Annotated in this window: 20 protein-coding genes and 1 tRNA gene; 10 read left to right on the plus strand and 11 right to left on the minus strand. The window is 66.2% G+C overall.

The window, feature by feature from the left end; genetic code table 11:
* The 10 genes from V6V88_RS05525 to V6V88_RS05570 all read left to right on the plus strand — a co-directional run bounded on the left by V6V88_RS05525 (position 1) and on the right by V6V88_RS05570 (position 10,657).
* The gene (locus V6V88_RS05525; protein ID WP_338618256.1) at positions 1-1,386 is read left to right on the plus strand and encodes a VOC family protein; all 1,386 of its coding nucleotides are present in this window, start codon (positions 1-3) and stop codon (positions 1,384-1,386) included.
* Positions 1,383-2,576, plus strand: a complete 1,194-nt coding sequence (locus V6V88_RS05530; protein WP_338618257.1) for an alpha-hydroxy acid oxidase — start codon at positions 1,383-1,385, stop codon at positions 2,574-2,576. Before V6V88_RS05525 ends, V6V88_RS05530 begins: the two co-directional genes overlap by 4 nt.
* An 84-nt stretch (positions 2,577-2,660) precedes the next feature.
* Positions 2,661-3,650, plus strand: a complete 990-nt coding sequence (locus tag V6V88_RS05535) for a tripartite tricarboxylate transporter substrate binding protein (protein WP_063954148.1) — start codon at positions 2,661-2,663, stop codon at positions 3,648-3,650.
* 140 nt (positions 3,651-3,790) lie between these two features.
* Positions 3,791-3,875, plus strand: a tRNA-Leu gene (locus tag V6V88_RS05540).
* 477 nt (positions 3,876-4,352) lie between these two features.
* The gene (locus V6V88_RS05545) at positions 4,353-5,762 is read left to right on the plus strand and encodes a hypothetical protein (protein WP_223574469.1); all 1,410 of its coding nucleotides are present in this window, start codon (positions 4,353-4,355) and stop codon (positions 5,760-5,762) included.
* 1 nt (position 5,763) lies between these two features.
* On the plus strand, positions 5,764-6,207 hold the full coding sequence (locus tag V6V88_RS05550) for a hypothetical protein (protein WP_155721872.1): 444 nt from the start codon (positions 5,764-5,766) through the stop codon (positions 6,205-6,207).
* 13 nt (positions 6,208-6,220) lie between these two features.
* Entirely contained in the window at positions 6,221-6,841 is a 621-nt protein-coding gene (locus V6V88_RS05555) for a hypothetical protein (RefSeq protein ID WP_056321546.1), read from the plus strand.
* Between the two features lie 11 nt (positions 6,842-6,852).
* Positions 6,853-8,328, plus strand: coding sequence for a DUF6844 domain-containing protein (locus V6V88_RS05560; RefSeq protein ID WP_223574471.1), 1,476 nt, complete (start codon positions 6,853-6,855; stop codon positions 8,326-8,328).
* Between the two features lie 31 nt (positions 8,329-8,359).
* Positions 8,360-9,619 carry a hypothetical protein gene (locus tag V6V88_RS05565; RefSeq protein ID WP_223574473.1) on the plus strand — a complete coding sequence of 420 codons (1,260 nt, stop codon included), beginning with the start codon at positions 8,360-8,362 and terminating at the stop codon, positions 9,617-9,619.
* 294 nt (positions 9,620-9,913) lie between these two features.
* The gene (locus tag V6V88_RS05570; RefSeq protein WP_223574475.1) at positions 9,914-10,657 is read left to right on the plus strand and encodes a YrbL family protein; all 744 of its coding nucleotides are present in this window, start codon (positions 9,914-9,916) and stop codon (positions 10,655-10,657) included.
* Positions 10,658-10,693: 36 nt separating this feature from the next.
* On the opposite strand, the gene V6V88_RS05575 is transcribed toward V6V88_RS05570, so the two are convergent.
* From V6V88_RS05575 to V6V88_RS05625, 11 genes are all read right to left on the minus strand, one after another.
* On the minus strand, positions 10,694-11,323 hold the full coding sequence (locus tag V6V88_RS05575; RefSeq protein WP_056321556.1) for an XRE family transcriptional regulator: 630 nt from the start codon (positions 11,321-11,323) through the stop codon (positions 10,694-10,696).
* Between the two features lie 86 nt (positions 11,324-11,409).
* Positions 11,410-12,336, minus strand: coding sequence for an N-carbamoyl-D-amino-acid hydrolase (locus V6V88_RS05580; RefSeq protein ID WP_056321559.1), 927 nt, complete (start codon positions 12,334-12,336; stop codon positions 11,410-11,412).
* On the minus strand, positions 12,333-13,805 hold the full coding sequence (locus V6V88_RS05585; RefSeq protein WP_223574479.1) for a D-aminoacylase: 1,473 nt from the start codon (positions 13,803-13,805) through the stop codon (positions 12,333-12,335). Before V6V88_RS05585 ends, V6V88_RS05580 begins: the two co-directional genes overlap by 4 nt.
* A gap of 36 nt (positions 13,806-13,841) precedes the next feature.
* Positions 13,842-14,840, minus strand: coding sequence for a dipeptide ABC transporter ATP-binding protein (locus V6V88_RS05590; protein WP_338618271.1), 999 nt, complete (start codon positions 14,838-14,840; stop codon positions 13,842-13,844).
* 17 nt (positions 14,841-14,857) lie between these two features.
* Positions 14,858-15,865 (minus strand): ABC transporter ATP-binding protein, encoded by a 1,008-nt coding sequence (locus V6V88_RS05595; RefSeq protein ID WP_338618274.1) that lies wholly within the window; start codon positions 15,863-15,865, stop codon positions 14,858-14,860.
* A gap of 8 nt (positions 15,866-15,873) precedes the next feature.
* Positions 15,874-16,749: an ABC transporter permease gene (locus V6V88_RS05600; RefSeq protein WP_175235196.1), complete on the minus strand. Its 876-nt coding sequence runs from the start codon at positions 16,747-16,749 to the stop codon at positions 15,874-15,876.
* A 13-nt stretch (positions 16,750-16,762) separates the two neighbouring features.
* Positions 16,763-17,698, minus strand: a complete 936-nt coding sequence (locus tag V6V88_RS05605) for an ABC transporter permease (RefSeq protein ID WP_056321574.1) — start codon at positions 17,696-17,698, stop codon at positions 16,763-16,765.
* Positions 17,699-17,750: 52 nt separating this feature from the next.
* Positions 17,751-19,322 carry an ABC transporter substrate-binding protein gene (locus tag V6V88_RS05610; protein ID WP_223574484.1) on the minus strand — a complete coding sequence of 524 codons (1,572 nt, stop codon included), beginning with the start codon at positions 19,320-19,322 and terminating at the stop codon, positions 17,751-17,753.
* 70 nt (positions 19,323-19,392) lie between these two features.
* A complete protein-coding gene (locus V6V88_RS05615; RefSeq protein WP_223574486.1) occupies positions 19,393-20,838 on the minus strand; it encodes a M81 family metallopeptidase in 1,446 nt (481 codons plus the stop codon).
* Positions 20,839-20,956: 118 nt separating this feature from the next.
* Positions 20,957-21,352 (minus strand): RidA family protein, encoded by a 396-nt coding sequence (locus V6V88_RS05620; protein WP_062840462.1) that lies wholly within the window; start codon positions 21,350-21,352, stop codon positions 20,957-20,959.
* Positions 21,353-21,384: 32 nt separating this feature from the next.
* The gene (locus V6V88_RS05625; RefSeq protein ID WP_338618278.1) at positions 21,385-22,521 is read right to left on the minus strand and encodes an FAD-dependent oxidoreductase; all 1,137 of its coding nucleotides are present in this window, start codon (positions 22,519-22,521) and stop codon (positions 21,385-21,387) included.
* Positions 22,522-22,565 lie beyond the last annotated feature (44 nt).

Below are 22,565 nucleotides of genomic sequence, written 5' to 3' on the forward strand. Positions count from 1 at the left end.
ATGAGTCAGAACTTCGTCAATCCCGATCAGATCCGCGCCTGGTTTTCGCGCGCCATGTCCGACATGTACAAGCAGGAAGTCCCGCTGTACGACACCCTGCTGGACCTTGTGGCGCAGGTCAATGCGCGGACGATGTCCGAGCAGCCGGTACTGGCCGCGCAACTGGCGCGCACCGGCGAGATCGAACGCCTGGACATCGAACGCCACGGCGCGATCCGCGTCGGTACGCCCGAGGAACTGGCGAACATGCGCCGCGTGTTTGCCGTGATGGGCATGCAGCCGGTCGGCTACTACGATCTGTCGCCTGCGGGCGTGCCCGTGCATTCGACGGCCTTTCGCGCCACGCACGAGGCGGCGCTGCAGGCCAGCCCGTTCCGCGTTTTCACGTCGCTGCTGCGCCTGGAACTGATCGATGACGTGGCGCTGCGCGAGAAGGCCGCCCGCATCCTGGCGGCGCGCCAGATCTTCACGGACCGCGCGCTGGTGCTGACCGCCCGCTTCGAGGCGGAAGGCGGCCTGACCGAGGCCGACGCGCGCGAGTTTGTCGCCGAGGCGCTGCATACGTTCCGCTGGCACAGCGAGTCCACGGTCAGCCTGGACGACTACCGCGAGCTGCACGGCCAGCATCGCCTGATCGCCGACGTGGTGGCGTTCAAGGGTCCGCACATCAACCACCTGACGCCGCGCACGCTGGACATCGACGAAGCGCAGGCCGAGATGCCGCGGCGCGGCGTGTCGGCCAAGGCCGTCATCGAAGGCCCGCCGCCGCGCAAGTGCCCGATCCTGCTGCGTCAGACCAGCTTCAAGGCGCTGGAAGAGCCCGTGCGTTTTGCGGGCGCCGACGGCACCAGTGCGGTGGGCAGCCACACGGCCCGCTTTGGCGAGATCGAGCAGCGTGGCGTGGCGCTGACCCGCAAGGGCCGCGCGCTGTACGACCAGCTGCTGGATCTGGCCCGCAGCCGCATCAGCGGCGCGCCCAACGAAGGCAACGCGGCCGCCTACATGCAGAACCTGCAGGATTGCTTTGCGGCATTTCCCGACAACTACGCGGCGTTGCATGACCAGGGGCTGGCGTACTTCCGCTACTTCCTGACGGGCAAGGCCGGCACGCCGGAGACGTCTGAACTGTCCGCCTTGATCGACGCGGGGTTCATCCAATACGAACCGCTGGTGTATGAAGACTTCCTGCCGGTCAGCGCGGCCGGCATCTTCCAGTCGAACCTGGGCGACAAGGCGCAGGCCGAGTACGCGCAGAATGCCAGCCAGACGGCATTTGAAGCCGCGCTGGGCGCCCGCGTGCTGGACGAGCTGGCCCTTTACGACGACACGCAGGCGCGCTCGCTCGAGGCCTGCCTGCAGGCGCTCGCCGCGCCCGTGGACGCATGAGCCGGCTGGATCGCTGCCTGTCGGTGGGTGACTTCGAACGCGAGGCGCGGCGCATCATGCCGCGCTGCGTCGAAGGCTACATCTGCGGCGGCACGGAAGACGGCGCGTCGCTGGCCGAGAGCGTGCGCGCCCCGCGCGACATCGGCTTTCGGCCGCGCGGGCTGCGCGTGGTGGACCAGCGCAGCAGCCAGGTCAGCCTGTTCGGCCAGGACTACGCCATGCCGGTGGGGTTCGCGCCGACCGGCTTCTCGGCCATCGTCATGCACGAATGCGATCTGGCGCTGGCGCGCGTGGCCCAGGAGGCTCGGATTCCGTTCATCATCAGCGGCGCCTCCAGCGTGCCGCTCGAACGCCTGCAGGAGGCGACCGGCAACCGCTGCTGGTACCAGGCCTATCTGCCGGGCAACATCGATCGCATCGGCAAGCTGCTGGCGCGGCTGCGCGCGGCCAGCATTCCAGTGCTGGTGGTGACCATCGACACCTGCGTGGGCGCCAACCGCGAGAACCTGCAACGGCTGGCCTTCACCGTCCCGTTCAAGATGAGCGGCCGCGTCGTGCTGGACGGCATGCTGCATCCGGGCTGGACGCTGAACGTCTTCATGCGTACGTTGCTGGGCAGCGGGGTGCCCCGGTTTTCGAACCTGTATGAAGAGATCGGCCCGCCCATCACGCAGGACCCGCCCAACGGCTTTCGCGGCGAGCGCGACAAGCTGTCGTGGGAACACATCCGCTGGATCCGCGAGAACTGGCCGGGCAAGCTGGTGCTCAAGGGGGTCATGCACCCCGACGATGCGCGGATGGCGCATGCGGCGGGCGCGGACGGCGTGATCGTTTCGAACCACGGCGGCCGACAGCTCGACGGCTGCATTTCGCCGCTGCAGGCATTGCACGATGTCGTGGCCGCGGTGCCCGAAGGCTATCCCGTGATGGTCGACGGGGGCTTCCGGCGCGGCGCCGACGTGCTCAAGGCCGTGGCCCTGGGCGCGCGAATGGTGTTCACCGGCCGCCCGCAGCTCTTTGGCGCGGCGGTGGCGGGCGCCGCCGGCATCCGCAAGGTCGCGCGGATCTTTCACAGCGAGATTTCCACGAACATGGCGCTGCTGGGCTGCTCCACGCTGGCCGACGTCACGCCGGACCTGATCGCGCCGGTGCAAGCGGCCGGACCCTGGAGCTCCCGGCCGGCCGTCTGATTCCCACCGGGCCGCACGGCCCGGACAACAACAAGAAATGGCGCGGCTTAACGTCGCGCCCCACCGCTTTCAACAGGAGGAAACATGAAAAAAATCTATTCCAAGCTGGCAGGCGTTGCCGCGGCGCTCGCGTGTGTCGTGGCCGGTCCCGTCCAGGCCCAGGCAAACGGCTATCCCACCAAGCCCGTGAGGCTGGTCGTGGGCTACGCGCCGGGTGGCACGACCGACATCAGCGCCCGCATGATCGCGGACGTGCTGGGCAAGGAATTCGGCCAGACCTTCGTGGTCGAGAACAAGCCGGGCGCCAACAGCAACATCGGCGCCGAGACCGTCGCCCGCGCGCAGCCTGACGGCTACACGTTCTTCGTGGGATCTATCTCCACGGCGATCAACCAGTCGCTGTATTCCAAGATGTCCTATGACGCGCTCAAGGACCTGGACGCGGTCGCGCTGCTGAACGTGGTACCCAACATTCTCGCGGTTAATGCGAACGTGCCGGTCAAGACCGTGCAGGAATACATCGAGTACGCCAAGAAGAATCCCGGCAAGCTGACCTGCGCCTCGCCCGGCAACGGTTCGTCCGCCCACCTGGGCTGCGAGCTCTTCAAGATGAAGACCGGCATCGACATCCTGCACGTTCCGTACCGCGGCAGCGGTCCGGCCGTGGCCGACCTGCTGGGCGGCCAGGTGGACTCCATCTTCGACAACCTGCCGCCGCTCCTGCCGCACGTGCGCGCCGGCAAACTGACGGGCCTGGCCGTCACCACCGGCAGCCGCGTGCCGTTCGCGCCCGAAATCCCGACTATCGCCGAGTCCGGCGTGCCGGGCTTTGACGTGGCGGCCTGGTTTGGCCTGTTCGCGCCCGCCGGCACGCCGCCGGAGATCGTGCAGAAGGTCAACGCTGCCATCAACAAGGCCCTGACCTCCGATTCGGCGCTGGCCGCCAGCTACCAGACCAACGGCTTTTTGCTTCCCCCGCCGCCCAACACCCCGCAGGCGTTCAAGGCGTTCATGGAAAGCGAAACCCGCAAATGGGGCGACGTGGTCAAGGCGACGAATCTGCAGATCAACTGATCGGCGGGGCAGGGCGCGAGGGCAGCGATGACCCTCGCGTCAGCCGCTTCACGGATAAAGCGGGACGGCTTTCCCGCTTTCAAAATTACGTGATAGAATGCTCGACTTTCCAGCAAGGTTCGCCTTGTTGGAGTGGTCAAGCCGACGTGGTGAAATTGGTAGACACGCTATCTTGAGGGGGTAGTGGCGAAAGCTGTGCGAGTTCGAGTCTCGCCGTCGGCACCAAGAAATTCCTCGCAATGAACCCGCATCTCTCTTTGAGGATGCGGGTTTTTTGTTGTTCAGACGGTATCAAGCTCCGCCGGGCTCGGCACCCCATCGGCCGGCTCCGCCTGGCTCGGTTGCATCCCCGCCGTCGTCCTCGCCCACCGCCCCGGCGACATCCCCCCTCGATCCGCTATCCGCCTGCTCGTCCTGACGGCGCGATCCCCTTGTGACTCCCCGTCCGTTTCCCGATCTCCTCCGCAAACCGCTCACGCCCTGGGCGCGCGCGCTGAAGCCCCCCGACCTGTCACAAGCGGGATACAAATAACGCTTGAAATGTGCTTAAAAATAACCATGTGTTACCATCGCACCCGATCTATGTAACCAAGTATTTGAATTAACTACAAGGAGAGCAGGATGCGCCGCATGGGGTGGGTGGGAAAGGGGGTGCTGGTTGCGGCTGTTGCCGTGCTGTCAGGTTGCGCGGGAACGCGGACCGTGAGCGAGAAAGACGCTTCCATCCATCTCGCCGCGTCGGATTACCAGGCGTATGCCGCGCGCTACCTGGACGCGAAGGGCCAACCGACGTATGACCCGGCCAGCCTGCTGGACGCGCTGGAAGCGGGCAAGGCGTTCAACGACGCCGGCATGTGGGCGCTGAGCCGCGACGCTTTCAACGCCGCGGCAACCCAGTTGAACTGGAAGGAAGACACGGTCGAAACGCCGGCCGAAGTCGCCAACCTGATCGGCACGACCCTGACCAGCAGCGCGTTCGGCGCCTATCAGGGCAAGATCTACCAAGGCTCGCTCGTCGACTACTACCAGGCCATCAACCATCTGATGCTGGGCGACGAGAGCAATGCCCGGGTGGACTTCAACCGCTTGCAGGTCCGGCAGGGCAACGCGCAGACCCAGCTCAAAGCCTATTCCGATACCGTCAACGCGTCGGTGAAGACCGGTCTGGCCGACGAGAAGAGCGAAGGCGCCAAGAAAAGCCTGGGCGAGGTGGGCCCGAAGATCGCCGACGGCGTGAAAGATCTGCCTAGTGGATTGAAGTCGTCGAAGATCCGCCTGTCGGCCGGCGACGCCATGAGCGCCGTCTTCCGTGCGACGTCCTCGTCCACGTCCGACAAACGCTCGAACGTGTCCCGGGACATGTTGAAAAGCGCCAACGCCGCCAGCGCCACGCGCGGCGGCAATGCGGTCCTTGCCTACCTGAGCCGGGAGCTGCAGCAGGGCAAAGGCGTGTTGAAGAACAAGGTCATCGTGCTGTACGAAGACGGCGTCGGACCCGGGTTCAAGGAGTTTCGCATTGACCTGCCCCTGTTCATCGTCAGCGACAAGGTCACCTATAGCGGCATCGCGCTGCCCCAGTTTGTGCGCGGACAGGCCGCCTACGGCAGCCTGAAGGTGGGTTCGGGCAAGACGCAGCAGGAAACCGCAGTCCTGACCGACCTGAACGAAGTGGCCGGGCTGGAGTTCGATGCCGGCTACAAGGGCGTGGTGGCCAAAGCCGTGATTTCAACGGTCTTGAAGACCACCGCCCAGGCCGCTGTGAACAACCAGATCGACAAGCAGAAGGCGGATCCGCTGGTGGCCGGGCTGCTGAAGCTGGGAACCGGCGCCGTGCAGTACGCCTTGACCAAGGCGGACGTTCGCGCGTGGGCCAATCTGCCTGACACGCTGCAAATGGTGGTGGTCGACCGCCCGAAAGACGGTCTGCTGACGCTGGCCGCCGCCCAGGGCGAATCCATTGCACAGATCCCGCTGCAGGAAGACGTCAATACGCTGGTGCTGGTGAAAGCGTCCGGCACGGCGGGCAAGCCGGCTGTGTACGTGCAGCCGCTGCCGGCCCAGGCGCCGGTCACCCAAGCTGCCGCGCCGGTGAAAGTTGCCGGTGGTCTCTGACATGCGGCCGCTTGTTCAAGGATTGGCCATCGTCCTGTTGGCGGGGATTGCTGGCGGGGTGCAGGGGGAAACACGTGTGCCGCTCGCGGCGCCCCGGGTCATCACCTGCGACATGACACTGGCCCCCGAAACGGCCCTTCAGGTCGTGGATGAGGCCAGCCCGCAAGGGGCAGCGGTGGAGGGCGCGGCGTTGATTGACCTGCGCAACGGCATGAAGGCGGTGCAGTTCTCTGTCCGCAACGCGCGCGATCCCCATCCCTTCGGCGTGATTCTGCGCGTCCGATACGCGGTCCAGTGGTTTGACGATTGCGGACGCCGCGTCGTCAACGGCGCCCAGGTCGTCGATGGCCTGGCGTTGGACCCTCGGCGTCAGGAAATCATCCAGTCCACGGCCATGGATCCCCTGGCCACGCGCGCCATCGTGCGCATATATGTTGAAAACTGAGCATCAAACATCCATGAAAAAAGCATCTCTCATCGCCCTCCTGGCGCTGTCGCTGGCGGGCTGCCAGAACATGGCAGTGGTTTCCAGCAACCCGAATGGCGATCTCAGCCGCACCGGCCAGCCGGGCATGGTGTCCTTCGGTCTGCAGAACACGGATTTTGAATACGCGTCGAAGAAGGCCGTGCAGGAGTTCCTGGAATCTCCCTACGCCAAGAAGCCGGGCGGCGGCCGCTGGGTCGTGCAGATGGGCGAAGTGGTCAACGACACGACGTTCCGCATCGACACCGCCAGCATGACCTCGCGCATGAAGATCGCACTGACGAAGACCGGCCAATTCATCTTTACCGGCGCGACGGGCGCCGAACGCACGGACTTCGTGAAGGACTCGCGTCAACTCAGCAAGTCCAAGATGTTCAACCAGAAGACGGTCGCCCGTAACGGCACCGTGGTCGCGTCCGACCTGGAAATGGGGGGCGCGATCCGTCAGCGCACGGTTGTCGACGGCGCGCAGAAGCAGCAGCAGCTGGAGTACGAATTTGATTTCCGCGTGGTTGAGCGTGATACCGGCCTGGAAATTTTCCAATCCCTGATCCCCATCGAGAAGCTGGGGCCGAATCAGAATTTCGCTTGGTAAGAGGCCGCGTCATGTCCAAATTCACCCCGATCGTCCTGGCGTTGTCCCTGCTTGCCGCAGCCGGCACACCGATGCAGACCGCGCTGGCGCAAACCCCGGCACAGCCCGCAGCACAGCCCGCAGCGGGCGCGCTCGCCGTGACCCCCGTTCCCGGCCAGGCGCCGGAGGCGCTGCTTGACAAGGCCACGGGCGCCAATGCCATGGGCGATGAGCCCGTCCAGAGCTACGAAGACTGGGTGGCCGAATTCGAAGAGCAGTTCGGCCAGGCGATGGGCAAGGCCCAGGATGGGCGAGTCTTCTACGCCGGCTTTGCGCCGCTGTCGGTCGACAGTGCGGCCAATCCGCATTACGGCACGCAGTTGGCCCTGGCCTACGAGCGCGCCGTGTTCGACATGCAGGCCGATTACATCCTGTCGACCTATGGCCGCCTGACCACCCAGACGATCCTGACGCGTTTTGAGGACCAGTCCAGCAACAAGGACGTCTTCGATCCGGTAGAGCTTGAAGCCGCGCTGAAAGCCGGTGGCGGACGCTTGGAAGCCTTGATCGACAAGGCGCTGACGCTGCTCGACAAGAAACTCGATAACGCGTTGGTCGAGGAAGGCGTCCCGGCGGAGGACGTCAAGAAGATGACCGTGGAACAGAAGAAAACGCTGTTCAAGGACAATCTGAGCAAGAGCGTCACCAAGTCGGCCTACCAGAACATGCAAGGCCTGGTGCCGGTGCAGACGCGCATCTTCTCGCAGACGGCAAATGGCAAGAAGGCCATGCTGGTGGCGGTGATTGCGGTGCAGTCCGAAAAGACCCGACAATTTGCGCAGGACATCGCGCGCAAGCGGCCGACGCTGGTCAAGGGCGACCCCAAGGTGCTCAAGGACCTGCTGCCCGCCAATGAAAAGGGCTATCTGAACGAGGTTGGCCTGCGATTTACCTACGACGAGGCCGGTCGTCCCATGCTGCTTTCCTATGGCCGCGCTTCGGTGCCGATGGACCCGAGCTGGAGCGCGTCGCGCGCGATTCGCGCCAAGCAGACGGCCCAAGGCATTGCGCAGGCGATGGCCGAGGCGAACATCGTTGCTTTCATGAACAACAACATCCAGATCTCCGAGAACACGGAGACGGGCGACGTCAACGAAGACCTGGCCCGCCAGGTTACCGAGATCGAGAACGGCAAGGTTGGCCAGAGCCAGCAGATCAAGGAACAGATCGCCGAAACGATCCAGAAGCGGTCGCGCACCGGCACGGCCTCGGCAAGCGGCGAATTGCGCGGCACCAGCGTCGTCAAGCGCTGGTCCACCCAGGACGGCAACGGCGTTGAACACGTGGGAACCGTGGTGGGGTGGACGTACGGGCAATTGGAGAACGCCAACGCCATCGACGCGCAGATGCGCGGGCGCGGCAACGGCGCGCAGCCGAACGGCGCGGCCGCCACGGCTACCGACCAGAACCGCTCGTCGAAGTCCATCAACAGCAAGCATGACTTTTAACGGCGGTTGACCGCCCCTACAGGATCACTGCATGAAAGCCGTTCTTTCGACCCTGCTGGTTTCGTTGGCAATTTGTCTTGGCCTGATGCCGAGCGCCCAGGCGCAAGTCACGGAGGCTACCGTGACGGCCGATGGCCAGGGCATGAGCCGCGAAAAAGCCATTCAGGCCGCGCTGGTCAGCGCGGCCGGGCAGGCGTTTGGCGTGCGCCTGTCGGCGCAGTTCGTGACGCAGAACGTGTCTGTCGATGCGTCCGTGGACAATCAGGATCATTCCACGGTCGTCAGCGCCATGAACAAGAACATTCGCCAGACGCTCAATACGCCGCAGAATGCGCCGATTCTCGGTTACGACGTCAACAACGTGGCTGAGTTTCCGGGCCGCGGCTGGGAAGCCACCGTCACGCTGCGCTACGCCAAATACGAACGCCTGGGCGCGGACAGCAACCGCCGTAGCGTGGTCGTGGTCAGCAACAGCAGGCAGTTCCGTCCTCAGTTGATCCAGACCGTCGGCGAATCGCTGGTGGGCACGCGGCGCTTCGATGTGCTGAATCGGGAAAACGACAGGCTCTTCCAGGATGAGAAGGAGTTCATCCTGGGCGACGCGGCGGCCAATCCCGAGGTCGCCCGCCTGTCGCAGGCCAGTGGCGCCGATTATCTGGTGGTGGCCCAGTTGCAGAGTCTTGGCGTCAGCAACAACCAGCGCGAAACCATTGCCATGACGGGCGAAGTCCTGGTCAACAGCAGCGCCAGCGGCACGCTGCAATTGCAAGTGATCGAGTTCTCTTCCCGCAAGATCAAATGGTCGGGGTCGCAGAAGTTCGGCGGCAACTATGCGGGCGCCACGAGTGTGGGCGCCGATACCCTGAACAAGCTGGTCGGCGGCGCCGCCGACAAGCTGGTTGCCCGCATGGTGGATGCGATCTATCCGATGCAGGTCATCAAGGTGATGGGCGATACGGCCATCATTAATCGCGGAGAAGGCGGCATCGCAGCGGGCGACACCTACGCGGTCTTCCTGGTGGGCGAAGAGCTGCGCGATCCGCAGAGCGGAGAATCCCTGGGTGCGATGGAATCCGAAGTGGGGCTGGGGCGCGTCACGGAGGTCAAGCCCAAGTTCTCTTTCCTGAAGATGGCATCGGGCACCCTGAACGAAGGCGGCAGTTACATCGTGCGCAAGACCGACAGGAAGGTCCAGGCGCCGGCGGCCGCCAGGCCGGCTCCGAAGCGCGCATCGGCCGCTGCCGAGAAATCCCAGGCCCCGGATCGCGCGAACGTGTTTCTCAATAATTGAGGCGTATCGGCCAGCCAATCCGGAAAATGTTTCCGGATTGGCCTGGAAAACAGATTTCCATGTCGGGAAACAATCGGCCGCCGCCCGGGATCGTCTAGGTAACCGGGCCCATTCCGGCGAAATCCGCGGGTCGGCCGTGCCAAACGCGCGCTTGTGCGCGGGCAGATGCCCGCATACCATATGGCCACCACGCGCCTGCGCCATCCTGCATCCGTTCGTTTGGATAGAACGGTTCGCCGCGCTACCCCGCAAGTTTTCAACGACACAGTGCAGCAGTCGTCTCCAGAGATTGCCATGCCAAATGCGTCCGTCCGGCGCGATATTGCCGAACTGACCCCGCTACCGAATGATCTGAGCGTCCTGCCGCGGATGACGTTTCATGCCGCGTGGGCGGCCAGTCCCTTCGACGTCCTGGACTTGAGACCGCTCTCGATCGCCGCGGCGGGCAGCGAACGGGACGTGTATCTGCACCCGGCCGACAGCTCGCTGCTCATCAAGATCATCAATGGCGCGCGCCGCAGCCAGCCGGACCGCAAGCGGGCCTGGTACAAGCGCTTTCAGCGGGATGACGCGCACCGGGTGTTCATCATGGAGACCGTCGAGTACATCGCAACGTCCGCGCGGCAAGGGGCGCATGTGGGCAATGTGCTCATGGCGCGCATCTTTGGCCTGATGTTGACCTCGAAGGGGTTGGGGCTGGTGGTCGAGCGCATCGTCGACGCCCACGGGAACCTGGCGCCCACGCTGAAAGAGGTAGTGGCGCGGCACGGGTTTTCCCCAGAACTGCGGCATCGCGTGCATGACTTCATCATGGCGCTGATCGATGCGCACGTCATTTTCAACGACGTCAGCGCCAGCAATATCGTCGTGGGCTTCAATGCCGAAGGGCGGGAAGGCCTTTATCTGGTGGACGGCTACGGCTCCAAGCAGCTGATTCCCGTGTATTCGTGGAGCAAGGCGCTCAATGGCCGGCGTATCCTGCGACGCTACGACACGATGACGAAAAAGCTGCTGGCCGCGAGCGCACGGCGCCTTTAGGCTTTTAGGCGTTTAGGCGTTTAGGCGCTTAAGCGCTCAGCCCTTCAGTCTGTCCGGCACGTCGTCCATGTCGCTGCACACCGCCAGCACCTCGGCCGGCTTTCTGCTCAGCGACAGATACACATGCCCGATGCTGCTGTCGAAGTACGCCGATTCCAGGCGGTTCAGCACGACGCTGTCGCCATTTTCAAACTGGATGCGGACCTTGCCCGACAGGACCACGACGAATTCCTGGCCGGGATGGCGAATGTAGTCCTCGAATTCCACCACCTTGCGCGAGTCGATCATGGCGACCATCGGCAGCATCTTCTTGCCGGGGTATTCGCCCATCAGCAGGCGGTAGTGATAGTTCTCGGTGATGTAGTCGCGGGCGTCGCTGAGCCGGTTCTTGACGAAGGTGGGGGCAACCGCGGCCTGCGCGGCGTCGCGCAGCATGAACATGCGGGTCATGTCGATGTCGAGCGCGCGGGCCAGGGCGGCGAATTTCTCGTAGCTGAGGGCGATCTGGCCGAGTTCGGCCTTCGATAGGGTCGATACCGCGATGCCGCTGGCCTTGGACAGCGCCTGCAAGGTCATTTTCCTGGCCTTGCGCTCGGCGCGCAGGCGGGCGCCCATTTCTTCCTTGCCCACGATCTCGGGCGGGGATGTGTTGCCGGTTGGGGCCATGTAGCGGTCTGGCTGATAGGGTTGAAGGCAGGGGCAGGGCCCGCAAGCCCCGCCGCGTGTAGCCGGATTGTAAGGGGTGGGCCGGATCAGGCGGGCGGTTGGGCGCCGGTGCGTTCGACGATCATCCGGTAATGCTCGGGCCGGCGGTGGGCGGCGAAATTGAAGATGTTGGCGCGGTAGTGATCCGACACCGACAGGTCGCAGACGAAATTGATGACCTCGTCGTCCTCGGAAAAGGTGCGCACCATGATTTCGCCGGTGGGCGCGACGATGCAGGATCCGCCGATCATCGGGTTGCCTTCCTCGACGCCGGCCTTGGCCGCCGCCGCCACCCAGCAGGCGTTCTGGTAGGCGCCGGCCTGCAGCGACAGCAGGTGATGGTGCATGCGCAGGTGGATCGGCTCGTTCCATTGCACGTAGCCGGACGGCGTGTTGTAGCCGGCCATGACGACCTCCACGCCCTGCAGGCCCATGACGCGAAACGTCTCGGGCCAGCGGCGGTCATTGCAGATGCACATGCCGATGGCGGCGTCCGGGGTCTGCCACACGGGAAATCCCAGGTCGCCGACGGCGAAGTACTTTTTTTCCAGGTGCTGCAAGGGCGCGCCGTCGACAGTCTGCGCGTCGCCGGGGATGTGGATCTTGCGGTACTTGCCCACGATCTGCCCGTCGCGGCCCACCAGGATGCTGGTGTTGTACTGCGCGCCGTCCGCGAGCTCGGCGTAGCCCAGGTAAAAGCCGATGCCCCTGTCGCGCGCCGCGTCGAACAGGGGGCGGGTCAGCGGGCCCGGCATCTCGGTCTCGAAAAATTCCTGCACTTCGCGGGGATCGTCCAGGGACCAGCGCGGAAAGAACGTGGTCAGGGCCAGTTCCGGAAACGTCACCCAGGCGGCGCCGCGGCTATGCGCGTCTTCCAGCAGGTCGATCAGGCGGCGCACGACCTGGACACGGGTGTCGCTGCGCTGCACAGGGCCCAGCTGCGCGACGGCTAGGTGGAGCTTGCGGGCGCTCATGCGCCGCTCCCGGCGGCGGTCCGGGCCAGGACGCGGCCGGCGTGCTGGCCGGTGAAGGCCTGCTCCTCCCAGACGGGCGCGCCGTTGACGTAGACCGAGTGGATGCCGGCCGCGCGTTCGGTGGGGCGTTCGAAGGTGGCGGCGTCCGCCACGGTGGCCGGGTCGAAGACCACGAGGTCGGCAAAGTAGCCGGGCTGCACCTGCCCGCGCTCGGCCAGGCCGAACTTGGCGGCGGTCAGGCCCGTCATCTTCCAGACGGCGGTTTCCAGCGGGAACAGGCCCAGGTCTCGCGAATAATGGCCCAGCACGCGCGGGAAGGTGCCCCACAGCCGGGGATGCGGGCGCTCGTCGTGGGGCAGGCCGTCCGAGCCGATCATGGTCGGGCCGAACTTGAGGATGCGCTGCACGTCGGGCTCGTCCATCATGAAGTAGATGGCGCCGGCCGGTTGCAGGTCCGGGACCACGTCGTACTTGGACTTGCCGCGCTCGGCGGCCACTTCGTCCAGGTCGCGGCCGCTCAGCTCCGGGTACGGCTTGCACCACGTGATGATGGTGCGGCCGGCCAGCAGGACGCGGTCCTGCTTGAGCATCGTGGATCCGGCCACGTAGGGGTAGGCGTCCAGCGAGACATCCTGCTTGGCCATCGCGGCTTCGATCAGCGGCAGGGTTTCGGCGGACCGCCCGAAGTTGGGCTGGCCCATGACCTTGTGATGCGAGATCACGACGGGCACGTCCAGTTCGCGGCCGATGCGGAAGGTCTCTTCCAGCGCTTGCACGATGTGTTCGCCTTCGTCGCGCATGTGCGTGGCGTAGATGCCGCCGTGCGTGTTCAGCGGACGGCACACCTCGATGATTTCCTCGGTGGTGGCCTGGGCCGCCGGCGGATAGAACGTGCCGGTGGAGATGCCGATGGCGCCGCTGGCCAGCGCATCGTCGGCCAGCGATTGCATGGCCTGCACTTCGTCGGGCGTGGCGGCGCGCTGCAGGTCGGACATGACGGCCGCGCGCAGCGTCGAATGGCCGACCATGCAGGCGGCATTGACGGCGGCGGGCGTGGCGCGCAGCGCGTCCAGGTAGTCGGAGAAGCGTTCGAAGCGGTAGGAGCCGCCTTCGTCCAGCAGGTCCAGCGGCGCGGGCGGGCTGGCGTGGGCGTGGGCCAGCGGCGCCAGGCTGATGCCGCAGTTGCCGGTGACGACGGTGGTGACACCCTGCGAGATCTTGGGCGTCATGTCGCGGCGCTTGAGCAGGTAGTTGTCGTCGTGCGTGTGCGAGTCGATGAACCCGGGGGCCACCACCTTGCCCGATACGTCGATGCGGCGGCGCGCGGCGCTGCCACTGAGGTCGCCCACGGCGGCGATGCGGTCGCCGCGCACGCCCACGTCGGCGCGCTGGCCCGGGGCGTTGGTGCCGTCGATGACGGTGCCGCCGGCGAGGATGTAGTCAAACGGGGTGGCGTCGGGCTGGGACATGCGGTTCTCCGGCAAGGTGGGATCGGGCAATGGGGATCAGGCAAAGTGGCAGGCGACCTGCTGTTCGGCGGCGATCTGGCGGGGCTGGGGCGTTTCTTCGGCGCAGCGCGGCTGCGCCATGGGGCAGCGGGTACGGAACGCGCATCCGGACGGGGGCGACAGCGGGCTGGGGATTTCGCCCTTCAGCACCTCGACGGGGGTGCGCTCCCCGTGGCGCGCGGACGGCACGGCCGCCAGCAGCGCCCGGGTGTAAGGGTGGGCCGGACGGTCGAAGATCGCATCGCGCGTGCCGATCTCCACGATCTTGCCCAAATACATCACGGCCACGCGGTGGCTGATGTGGCGCACGACGCTCAGGTCGTGCGAGATGAACACGTAGGTCAGTCCCAGGTCGCGCTGCAGGTCCATCAACAGATTGATGACCTGCGCCTGCACCGATACGTCAAGCGCCGACACGGGCTCGTCACAGACGATGAGCCCCGGGTCCAGCGCCAGGGCGCGCGCGATCACGATGCGCTGGCGTTGGCCGCCCGAGAACTCATGCGGATACTTGTCGGCGGCGTCGGGCCGCAGGCTGACGCGCGCCAGCAGCTGCGACACGCGTTCGCGGATGGCCTCGCGGTCGTGGCCGAAGTTGCGCAGCGGCTCGCCGATGATGTCGCGCACGCGCATGCGCGGATTCATCGACGAAAACGGGTCCTGGAAGATGAACTGCATGCGGCGGCGCATGGCGCGCAGCTGGCTGCTGTTCATCTTGGCGGGGTCTTCGCCCTCCAGCAGGATGCGGCCTTCGGTGGGATCGGTCAGGCGGATCAGGCACTTGCCGGTGGTGGACTTGCCGCAGCCGGACTCGCCGACCAGGCTGAGCGTCTGGCCGCGCGGCACCGACAGCGAGATGCCGTCGACCGCGCGCAGCACCTTGGCGCCGCGCCCGCTATCCACGGGAAAGTGCTTCTTCAGGCCGATGACTTCCAGCATGGGCACCGCGGCGGCGGCGGGCACGGAAGACGCGAGGGGAATGTCGTGCAGGTTCATGGCGGGTCTCATGCGTCTCAGGCGGTCAGGGCGGCGGGTGCCGGTGCGTCCTGGCGGGCCCAGCACCAGACGCGGTGGCGGGCGCCCGCGTCGGTGGCGCCGGGCGCTTCCTCGGTGCAGCGCGGCTGGGCCTCGGGGCAGCGCGCCGCAAAGGCGCAGCCGCGCGAGGCAGGTGTGCGCACCGGAACGATGCCGGGCAGCTCGGCCAGCCGCGCGGTGTGGTCCTGCCCGTCGACGAAGTCGGGCAGCGAGCGGATCAGCGCCTGCGTGTACGGGTGCTGCGGACGGTCCAGCACGTCGTCCACGCTGCCTTCCTCGACCTTGCGGCCGGCGTACATGACGATCACGCGCTGGCACATCTGCGCGACCACGCCCAGGTCGTGCGTGATCAGCACGATGGCCGTGCCCAGGCGCGCCTGGATATCGCGCAACAGGTGCAGGATCTGCGCCTGGATGGTGACGTCCAGCGCCGTGGTGGGCTCGTCGGCGATCAGCACCTTGGGCTGACAGGCCAGCGCCATGGCGATCATGGCGCGTTGCCGCATGCCGCCCGAGAGCTGATAGGGGTACTCGCGCACGCGGCGCGCCGGGTCGGAGATCTGCACCAGGTCCAGCAGCGCCTCGGCCTGCGTCAGCGCCTCGCGCCGCGACAGGCCCTGGTGCAGCATGAGCGACTCGCTGATCTGCTTGCCCACCGTGATCACGGGGTTCAAGGAGGTCATGGGCTCCTGGAAGATCATCGAGATCTTGTTGCCGCGAATGGCGCGCATCGATTTCTCGGGCAGCGCCAGGAGATCGCTGCCGTCGAATTCGATGCTGCCGCTGGCGACGCGGCCGGGGGCGCGCAGCAGCCGCATGATGGACAGCGACGTGACGCTCTTGCCGCAGCCCGATTCGCCCACCAGACCCAGGGTTTCTCCGGGCAGAAGGTCGAACGAGAGCTTGTCGACGGCCAGCACGGTCGTGTCGTCGCCGTCGAAACAGGTGGTGAGGTCTTGCACGCGCAGGACGGGATGGGGTTGCATGTGCGCTCCTACAGCTTCTTGGCCAGGCGGGGATCGAGCATGTCGCGCAGCCCGTCGCCGACCAGATTGACGGCCAGGACGGCCACGCCCAGAAAGAGGCCCGGATACAGGATGATGTGGAACGCCACGGCCACGAAGTTGCGGCCTTCGGCCATGATGTTGCCCCAGCTCGGGATGTGCGGCGGGATGCCCACGCCCAGGAAGCTCAGCACGGCTTCGGTCAGGATGGCGGAGGCCGCGATGAACGTGGCCTGCACCATCAGCGGCGCAAACAGGTTGGGCAGGATGTGGCGCATCAGGATCGACGGCACCCGCGTGCCCACCGAGACGGCGGCCTCGATGTAGGGCTGCTCGCGGATGGTCAGGACCAGCGCGCGCACCAGGCGCACGACGCGCGGCACCTCGGGAATGACGATGGCGATGATGACGGTGCCCAGCCCGCCCTTCAGCGTGGCCATCAGCGCAATCGCCAGCAGCACGCCGGGGATGGCCATCAGGCCGTCCATGATGCGCATGATGACGGCGTCGATGCGGCGGAAGTAGCCGGCCATCATGCCCAGCACCACGCCGGCGGCGGTGGAGACGACGGCGACCACGATGCCGACCAGCAGCGAGATGCGGGCGCCCCAGACAGTGCGCGAATAGACGTCGCGGCCCAGCGCGTCGGTGCCGAACAGGTGTTCGGCCGAGGGCGGCTTCATGCGCGCCATCGGATTGATTTCCTGCGGGTCGACGGTGGCCAGCCACGGCGCGGCCAGCGCGATGGCCGCGAGGATGATGAGAATCGCGCCGCCGGCGTACAGCATGGGATGGCGGCGCACCGACCGGAACGCGCGCCGCAGGCGGGGCCGCGTGGCGGGAAGGGGCAGGGTGGTCGTGTTCATGCGTGGCCTCTTCTCAATAGCGGATGCGGGGATCGAAGAGCCGGTAGCTCAGGTCGACCAGCAGGTTGATCAGCACGTAGATGCCCGAGGCCACCAGCAGCACGCCCTGGATGACCGGATAGTCGTGGCGCAGCACGGCGTCGATGGTCAGGCGGCCCAGGCCGGGGATCGCAAACACCGTCTCGGTCACGACGACGCCGCCGATCAGCAGCGCCACGCCGACGCCGATGGTCGTGACAATGGGATTGGCGGCGTTCTTGAGCGCATGCCAGACGATGGGGCCGGACGACAGGCCCTTGGCGCGCGCGGTGCGGATGTAGTCTTCGGACAGGGCCTCCAGCATGGTGGCGCGCGTCATGCGGGTCAGCAGCGCCATGTACACCAGGCCCAGCGACAGACAGGGCAGCACCAGGTGGCGCAAGTAAGGCACGAGGCCATCGGCCAGGGGTTTGTAGCCCTGCACCGGCAGCCAGCCCAGCTTGATGGAAAAGCCGTACACCAGGCTGTAGCCGATCAGGAACACCGGCACCGAGAACGCGCACACCGCGCCCACCATCACCAGCCTGTCCAGCCACTTGCCGGCGTTCCACGCGGCCAGCACGCCCAGGGGAATTGCCGCCAGCACGGCGAACAGCATCGTGAAGAGCGCGATAGAGATCGTCGGGCCCATGCGCTGGGCGATGAGCTGCGAGACGGGCATCTGCGTGGACATCGACGTGCCCAGGTCGCCCGTGGCGATATGGCTGACCCAGATGACGAACTGCTGCAGCAGCGGCTTGTCCAGGCCCAGGTTCTGGCGGATTTTCTCGACGTCGTCGGCGGTGGCGTTGTCGCCCGCGATCACCGCCGCGGGATCGCCCGGCGACAGGTGTATCAGCAGGAACACCACAACCGCCACGACGGCCATGACGGGTATGACGGCCGCGATGCGGCGCAGGATGAATTTCACGCTGGATTCCCCCCGGCTTGCGGCCGGGCGCGCACGGCGCCCGGCGTCGGCCTTACGGTTTTTCGATGTTCCACATCACCGGGATGCCGGACTTGACCAGCTCGGTGTGCTTGAGGCCGCGCACGGCAAAGACGGGCTTGAACTCGCCCCACATCACGTAAGGCACCGTCTGGTAGGCGCGCGCCTGGATCTGCGCGGCGATGTCCTTGCGCTTGGCGGCGTCCGTTTCGCGGATCCAGCTGGTGCGCAGGGTGTCCATTTCCTTGTCGCAGGGCCAGCCCGGCAGGCTGTTGCCGCAGGCGGCGGACAGCCACGGGTTGGTCACCGGCGTGCTGGCGTCGAAGTAACCGCCCCAGGTCAGGAAGATGTTCCAGCCGCCTTGCGCGGGCGGATCCTTCTTCAGGCGGCGTCCGGCCAGCGAGGCCCAGTCCATGGACTGCAGGTCCACGTTCACGCCGGCCTTCTTCATGTTCTGCGCCAGCACCATCACGGCGGGAGCGCTCAGGTGATCGGTGGGGTACAGCAGCACGACCTTCTCGCCCTTGTAGCCCGATTCCTGCAGCAGTTGCTTGGCGCGGGCCACGTCCGGCTTGGCGTAGGGCGCGGCGCCCGCGTCGGTGGCCAGGGGCGAACCGCAGATGTACATGGTGGGGCAGTAGTCGACGCGGTACTTGTCCGGGTAGCCCATCGCGGTCAGCATTTCCTTCTGGCTGACCAGGTGATACAGCGCCTGGCGCGCCAGCGGGTTGTTGAACGGCGGATGCAGGGCGTTGAGAATCACCATGCCTTGCGAGGCAACCGACGTGCTCAGCGTGATGTCGGGATTGGTTTCGAGCACCGGCAGGAAGTCGGGCGTGACCTGTTCGATCATGTCGACCTCGCCGTTCATCAGCGCGGCCGTCGACGTGTTGCCGTCGGGGATGTAGACCCACTCCACGCGGTCCACCTTCACGTTCTTGCCGCCCGCCAGGCCGTCCGGCGCTTCGGACCGCGGCACGTAGGCCGGGTTCTTCACGTAGACCACCTTGTTGCCGGGCACCCATTCATCCCGCTTGAAAAGGAACGGACCCGACCCGACCATCTCGGTCACCTGGGTGTTCGGATCGGTGGCCGCCAGCCGCTTGGGCATGATGAAGGGCGGCATGCCGGAGGGTTTGGACAGCGCATCCAGCACCAGGCCGAAGGGCTCTTTCAGGGTCAGTGTGAACGTGTTCTCGTTGGTGGCCGCCAGTTCCGCGCCCGCCGCCATCATGGCCTGGCCCAGCGTGTCCTTCTTCGCCCAGCGCTGGATCGAGGCAATGCAGTCCTCGGCCGTCACCGGCGTGCCGTCGTTGAACTTCAGGCCGGGGCGCAGCGTGAACGTCCAGGTCTTGCCGTCCTCGGACTTGGTCCAGGTGTCCACCATCTGCGGCTTGACCTGGCCTTGGCTGTCCTGGGCGAACAGGGTGTCGAACACCATGTAGCCGTGGTTGCGCGTGATGTAGGCGGTGTTAAAGAGCGGGTCCAGCGTCTTTAAGTCCGCATGCGGCACGAGGCGCAGGGTTTTGGTCTGGGCGAGCGCGCCGGTCGCGGCGCTCATGGCCAGGAGCGCGGCGGCTCCCAGCAGGCTGAAACGTCTGATCATGGAGTTCCCCTTGTTGATTCTGGTCTGCCCATCACGGGCGGCTTGGGTGGTTGGTCCTGGGCCTCGGTTCTTACTGCTTGAACGGCCACTTGGGCAGCTGGCGCTTCACGAACGGCAGCGTGTTGAGGTCATTCGTGATGGCGCCGGGCGTCTCGACGTAGATGACGTGGCGGCCCACCTTGGAGTACGAGGCGTAGAAATGCTGCGAGGACTTCACGATGATGAGTTTCATCGCGGCCAGGTCCACGCCGAATTGGGTAAAGAGGTCGGTGCCCATCGCCTGGGTGCGCGAGGTGGTCATCACAAGCGTCACGCCGCGGGTGCGCACGACGGCAACGTCGCCCAGCAGCGCGGGCGTGCCGGCCAGACCGGTCATGACGGCGTCGCGCTTGAGCGCCAGGATCTCGCAGTCCAGGTCCAGCGGCTGGCCAGACACCGGCGCCACCTTGCCGCCCACGCGCAGCTTGATCTGCGCGCCTTCACCGGCCTCAAAGCACAGCTGCACGGCAACCGGATCCCAGAACGGGCCCGTGGCGACATCGGTGATGCCGCGCGCCAGCACGCGTTCCAGGATGAACGTGGCATCGCTGGGCGCGCCGCCGCCCGCGTTGTCGGCCGAATCGGCCAGCACCACGGGAAATTCGGTGTGCGCCAGCGCCAGGTCCAGCGCTTCGTCGGCGCCGGGGTAGGGCGGCGCAAGCTGGTCGCGAAACCCGATGATCTCTTCGCCCAGCGTGCGCGCCAGCGCCTCGGCCTGCGCGGGGTTGCCGTCGGTATAGACCAGCACCTTCGAGCCCATGTCCGGCGTGTCGCCCCACGGAAAGCCGTGGGCGATGGACACGGACAGCACGCCTTCCTTGCCCTCCATGGCGAGCAGGCGGTCCACGAAGCTGCGCATCGGCTCGCGGCTGGTGTGCATGATGGAAATCATCTCGCAGTCGAAGACCGCACGCGTGGGCTTGATGCGGCCCTCGGCGCGCGCCACGCACAGGTCGACCAGGTCGAAGGCGCGCTCCAGGATGTCGGTGTGGGGGTATTCCTTGAAACAGACCAGGAAGTCGGCGCTCTGGACCATCGCGTCCGTCAGGTGGCAGTGCGGGTCGAGCTCTGCGCCGATCACGGTATCGGGGCCCACGATCTCGCGCGCGCGGCGCAGCAGGTCGCCTTCGCAGTCGTCGTAGCCGTCGGCGACCATCGCGCCGTGCAGGCCAAAGAGGGCGATATCGACCTTGCCCGCGCGGCGCAGATCGTCCAGCAGCTCGTCGCGCAGCGTCTCGTAGGCGTGGCGGGTCGTGATGCCGGCCGGCGTCGCGCCTGCGGTCAGCCCTTCGATGAGGGTCCAGTCCTTGCCCGCGGCGCGCTGGCGCGCCGCCCACAGCGGACCCGAGAACATCTGCATGCGGTCCGGATGCTGGCCGGCCGGAAAGTAGCCGCGCGCCCGGTAGGAGGCCAGGCCGGTCGGAATGGGAGAAAAGGTGTTCGTCTCGGTCGCCAGGGACCCGGAAAAGATCTTCATGAATGACGCTCCGCGCAAAAAGTGGGGCTTTAGGGCGCGGGCATCGGGGCGCGCGCTTGGGGTGTCGCCCCGCCAGGCGCTGCGCCTGGCGGTGTCATGCAATCGAACGGGACAGCGTTCAGGCGGCAGGCGTCTTGGACTGAGCATCGCCCAGCCACGCCTGCACTTCGATCTCGACGTCCACGTCCATGGCCAGCTTGGCCTCGACGGTGGAGCGCGAGGGGAAATCGGAAGAGAAATGGCTGCGGTAGGCCTCGTTGAACTGGGCGAAATGCGCCAGGTCGGTCAGCCACACGGTCACGCGCACCACGTCTTTCAGGCTTGCGCCGGCCAGGGCCAGGGTTTCCTTGATGCGCTCGATGGCGGCATGCGTCTGGGTGGCGACGTCGCCGCGCACCACCTGGCCGGCGGCATCCATCGGGATCTGGCCGGACAGGAACAGGAATCCGCCCGCCTGGGTGGCGCGCGAGAAAGGCAGGGGCAGGGTGCTGGGGTAGCGGGTAATGGTGGTCATTTGGGAAATCTCGGTCGTCGTGGGCAGCAGGGTCAGCGCAGGCGTTCGGGCCGCACGGCGTCGGCATTGACGCCATGCGCCTGCAGGTGGTCGGGAATGGGCTGGTGCGTGAGCAATGCGGCCGCCAGCTCGGACGTGGCCGCGGCGGTCTGGATGCCGTAGCCGCCTTGCGCCGCCAGCCAGAAGAACGCCGGCGTGGCCGCGTCCCAGCCCACCACGAAGTCACCGTCGCGCACGAACGAGCGCAGGCCGGCCCAGGTGTGCTTCGGGCGGCGGATGGTCAGCGACGTGGCGGTTTCGATGCGGTAGATGCCGGTGGCGACATCCAGTTCCTCGGGCACCACGTCGTGCGCATCGACCGGGTCGGCATTGGCGGGCGAGCCCAGCAGTTGCCCCGCGTCGGGCTTGAAGTAGTAGCTTTCGTCCACGCCCACCACGGCGGGCCAGTGCGAGAAATCCATGTCCTCCGGACCGCTGAAGGTGAACGCGGTGCGGCGGCACGGCTGCAGGCCGACGGGGGCGGCGCCGCACAAGCCGGCGGTGTGGTCGGCCCAGGCGCCCGCGGCGTTGACGACGGCCCGCGCGCGGATCTGCCGGCCATCGGCCAGGGTCAGCGTCCAGACATCGTTCTCGAAAGCGGCGCCCACCAGTTCGGCGTTGTTGTGCAGCACGGCGCCCTGGCGGCTCATGCCGCGCAGAAAACCCTGGTGCAGCGCATGCACGTCGATATCGCGGGCATCGGGTTCCTCGATTGCGCCGCACAGCTGGTCTTCGCGCAGACAGGGCACGCGCTTGACGGCCTGGCTGGCGTCGATAAGGGTGACGTTTGGCGACTGGCGGTGGAAGTCTTCGAAGGCGTCCTGCAGCAGATCCTTCTGATCCGGCGTTCCGATGTACAGCACGCCGCGGGGGCTGAGCAGCGGATGCTCGCAGAAGCCTTGCGGCGGATGCTCGTAGAACGCGCGGCTGGCGCGCGTAAGCGCCTTGATCTGCGTGGTGCCGTAGGTCTCCATGAACATGGCCGCCGAACGGCCGGTGGAGTGATAACCGGGTTGGGACTCTCGTTCCAGCACCGCCACGGACGCCGAGGCGCTCAGGCGGTAGGCCACGGAGGCGCCGGCGATGCCCGCGCCGATCACGGCAAAATCGTATAGGGTTTCAGCAATCATTTTGTCGGAAGCGAGAATTCTCTTATTTGATAATTCTCGAATAC

Source organism: Achromobacter sp. E1 (assembly GCF_037039475.1).
GTDB lineage: Bacteria > Pseudomonadota > Gammaproteobacteria > Burkholderiales > Burkholderiaceae_B > Achromobacter > Achromobacter mucicolens.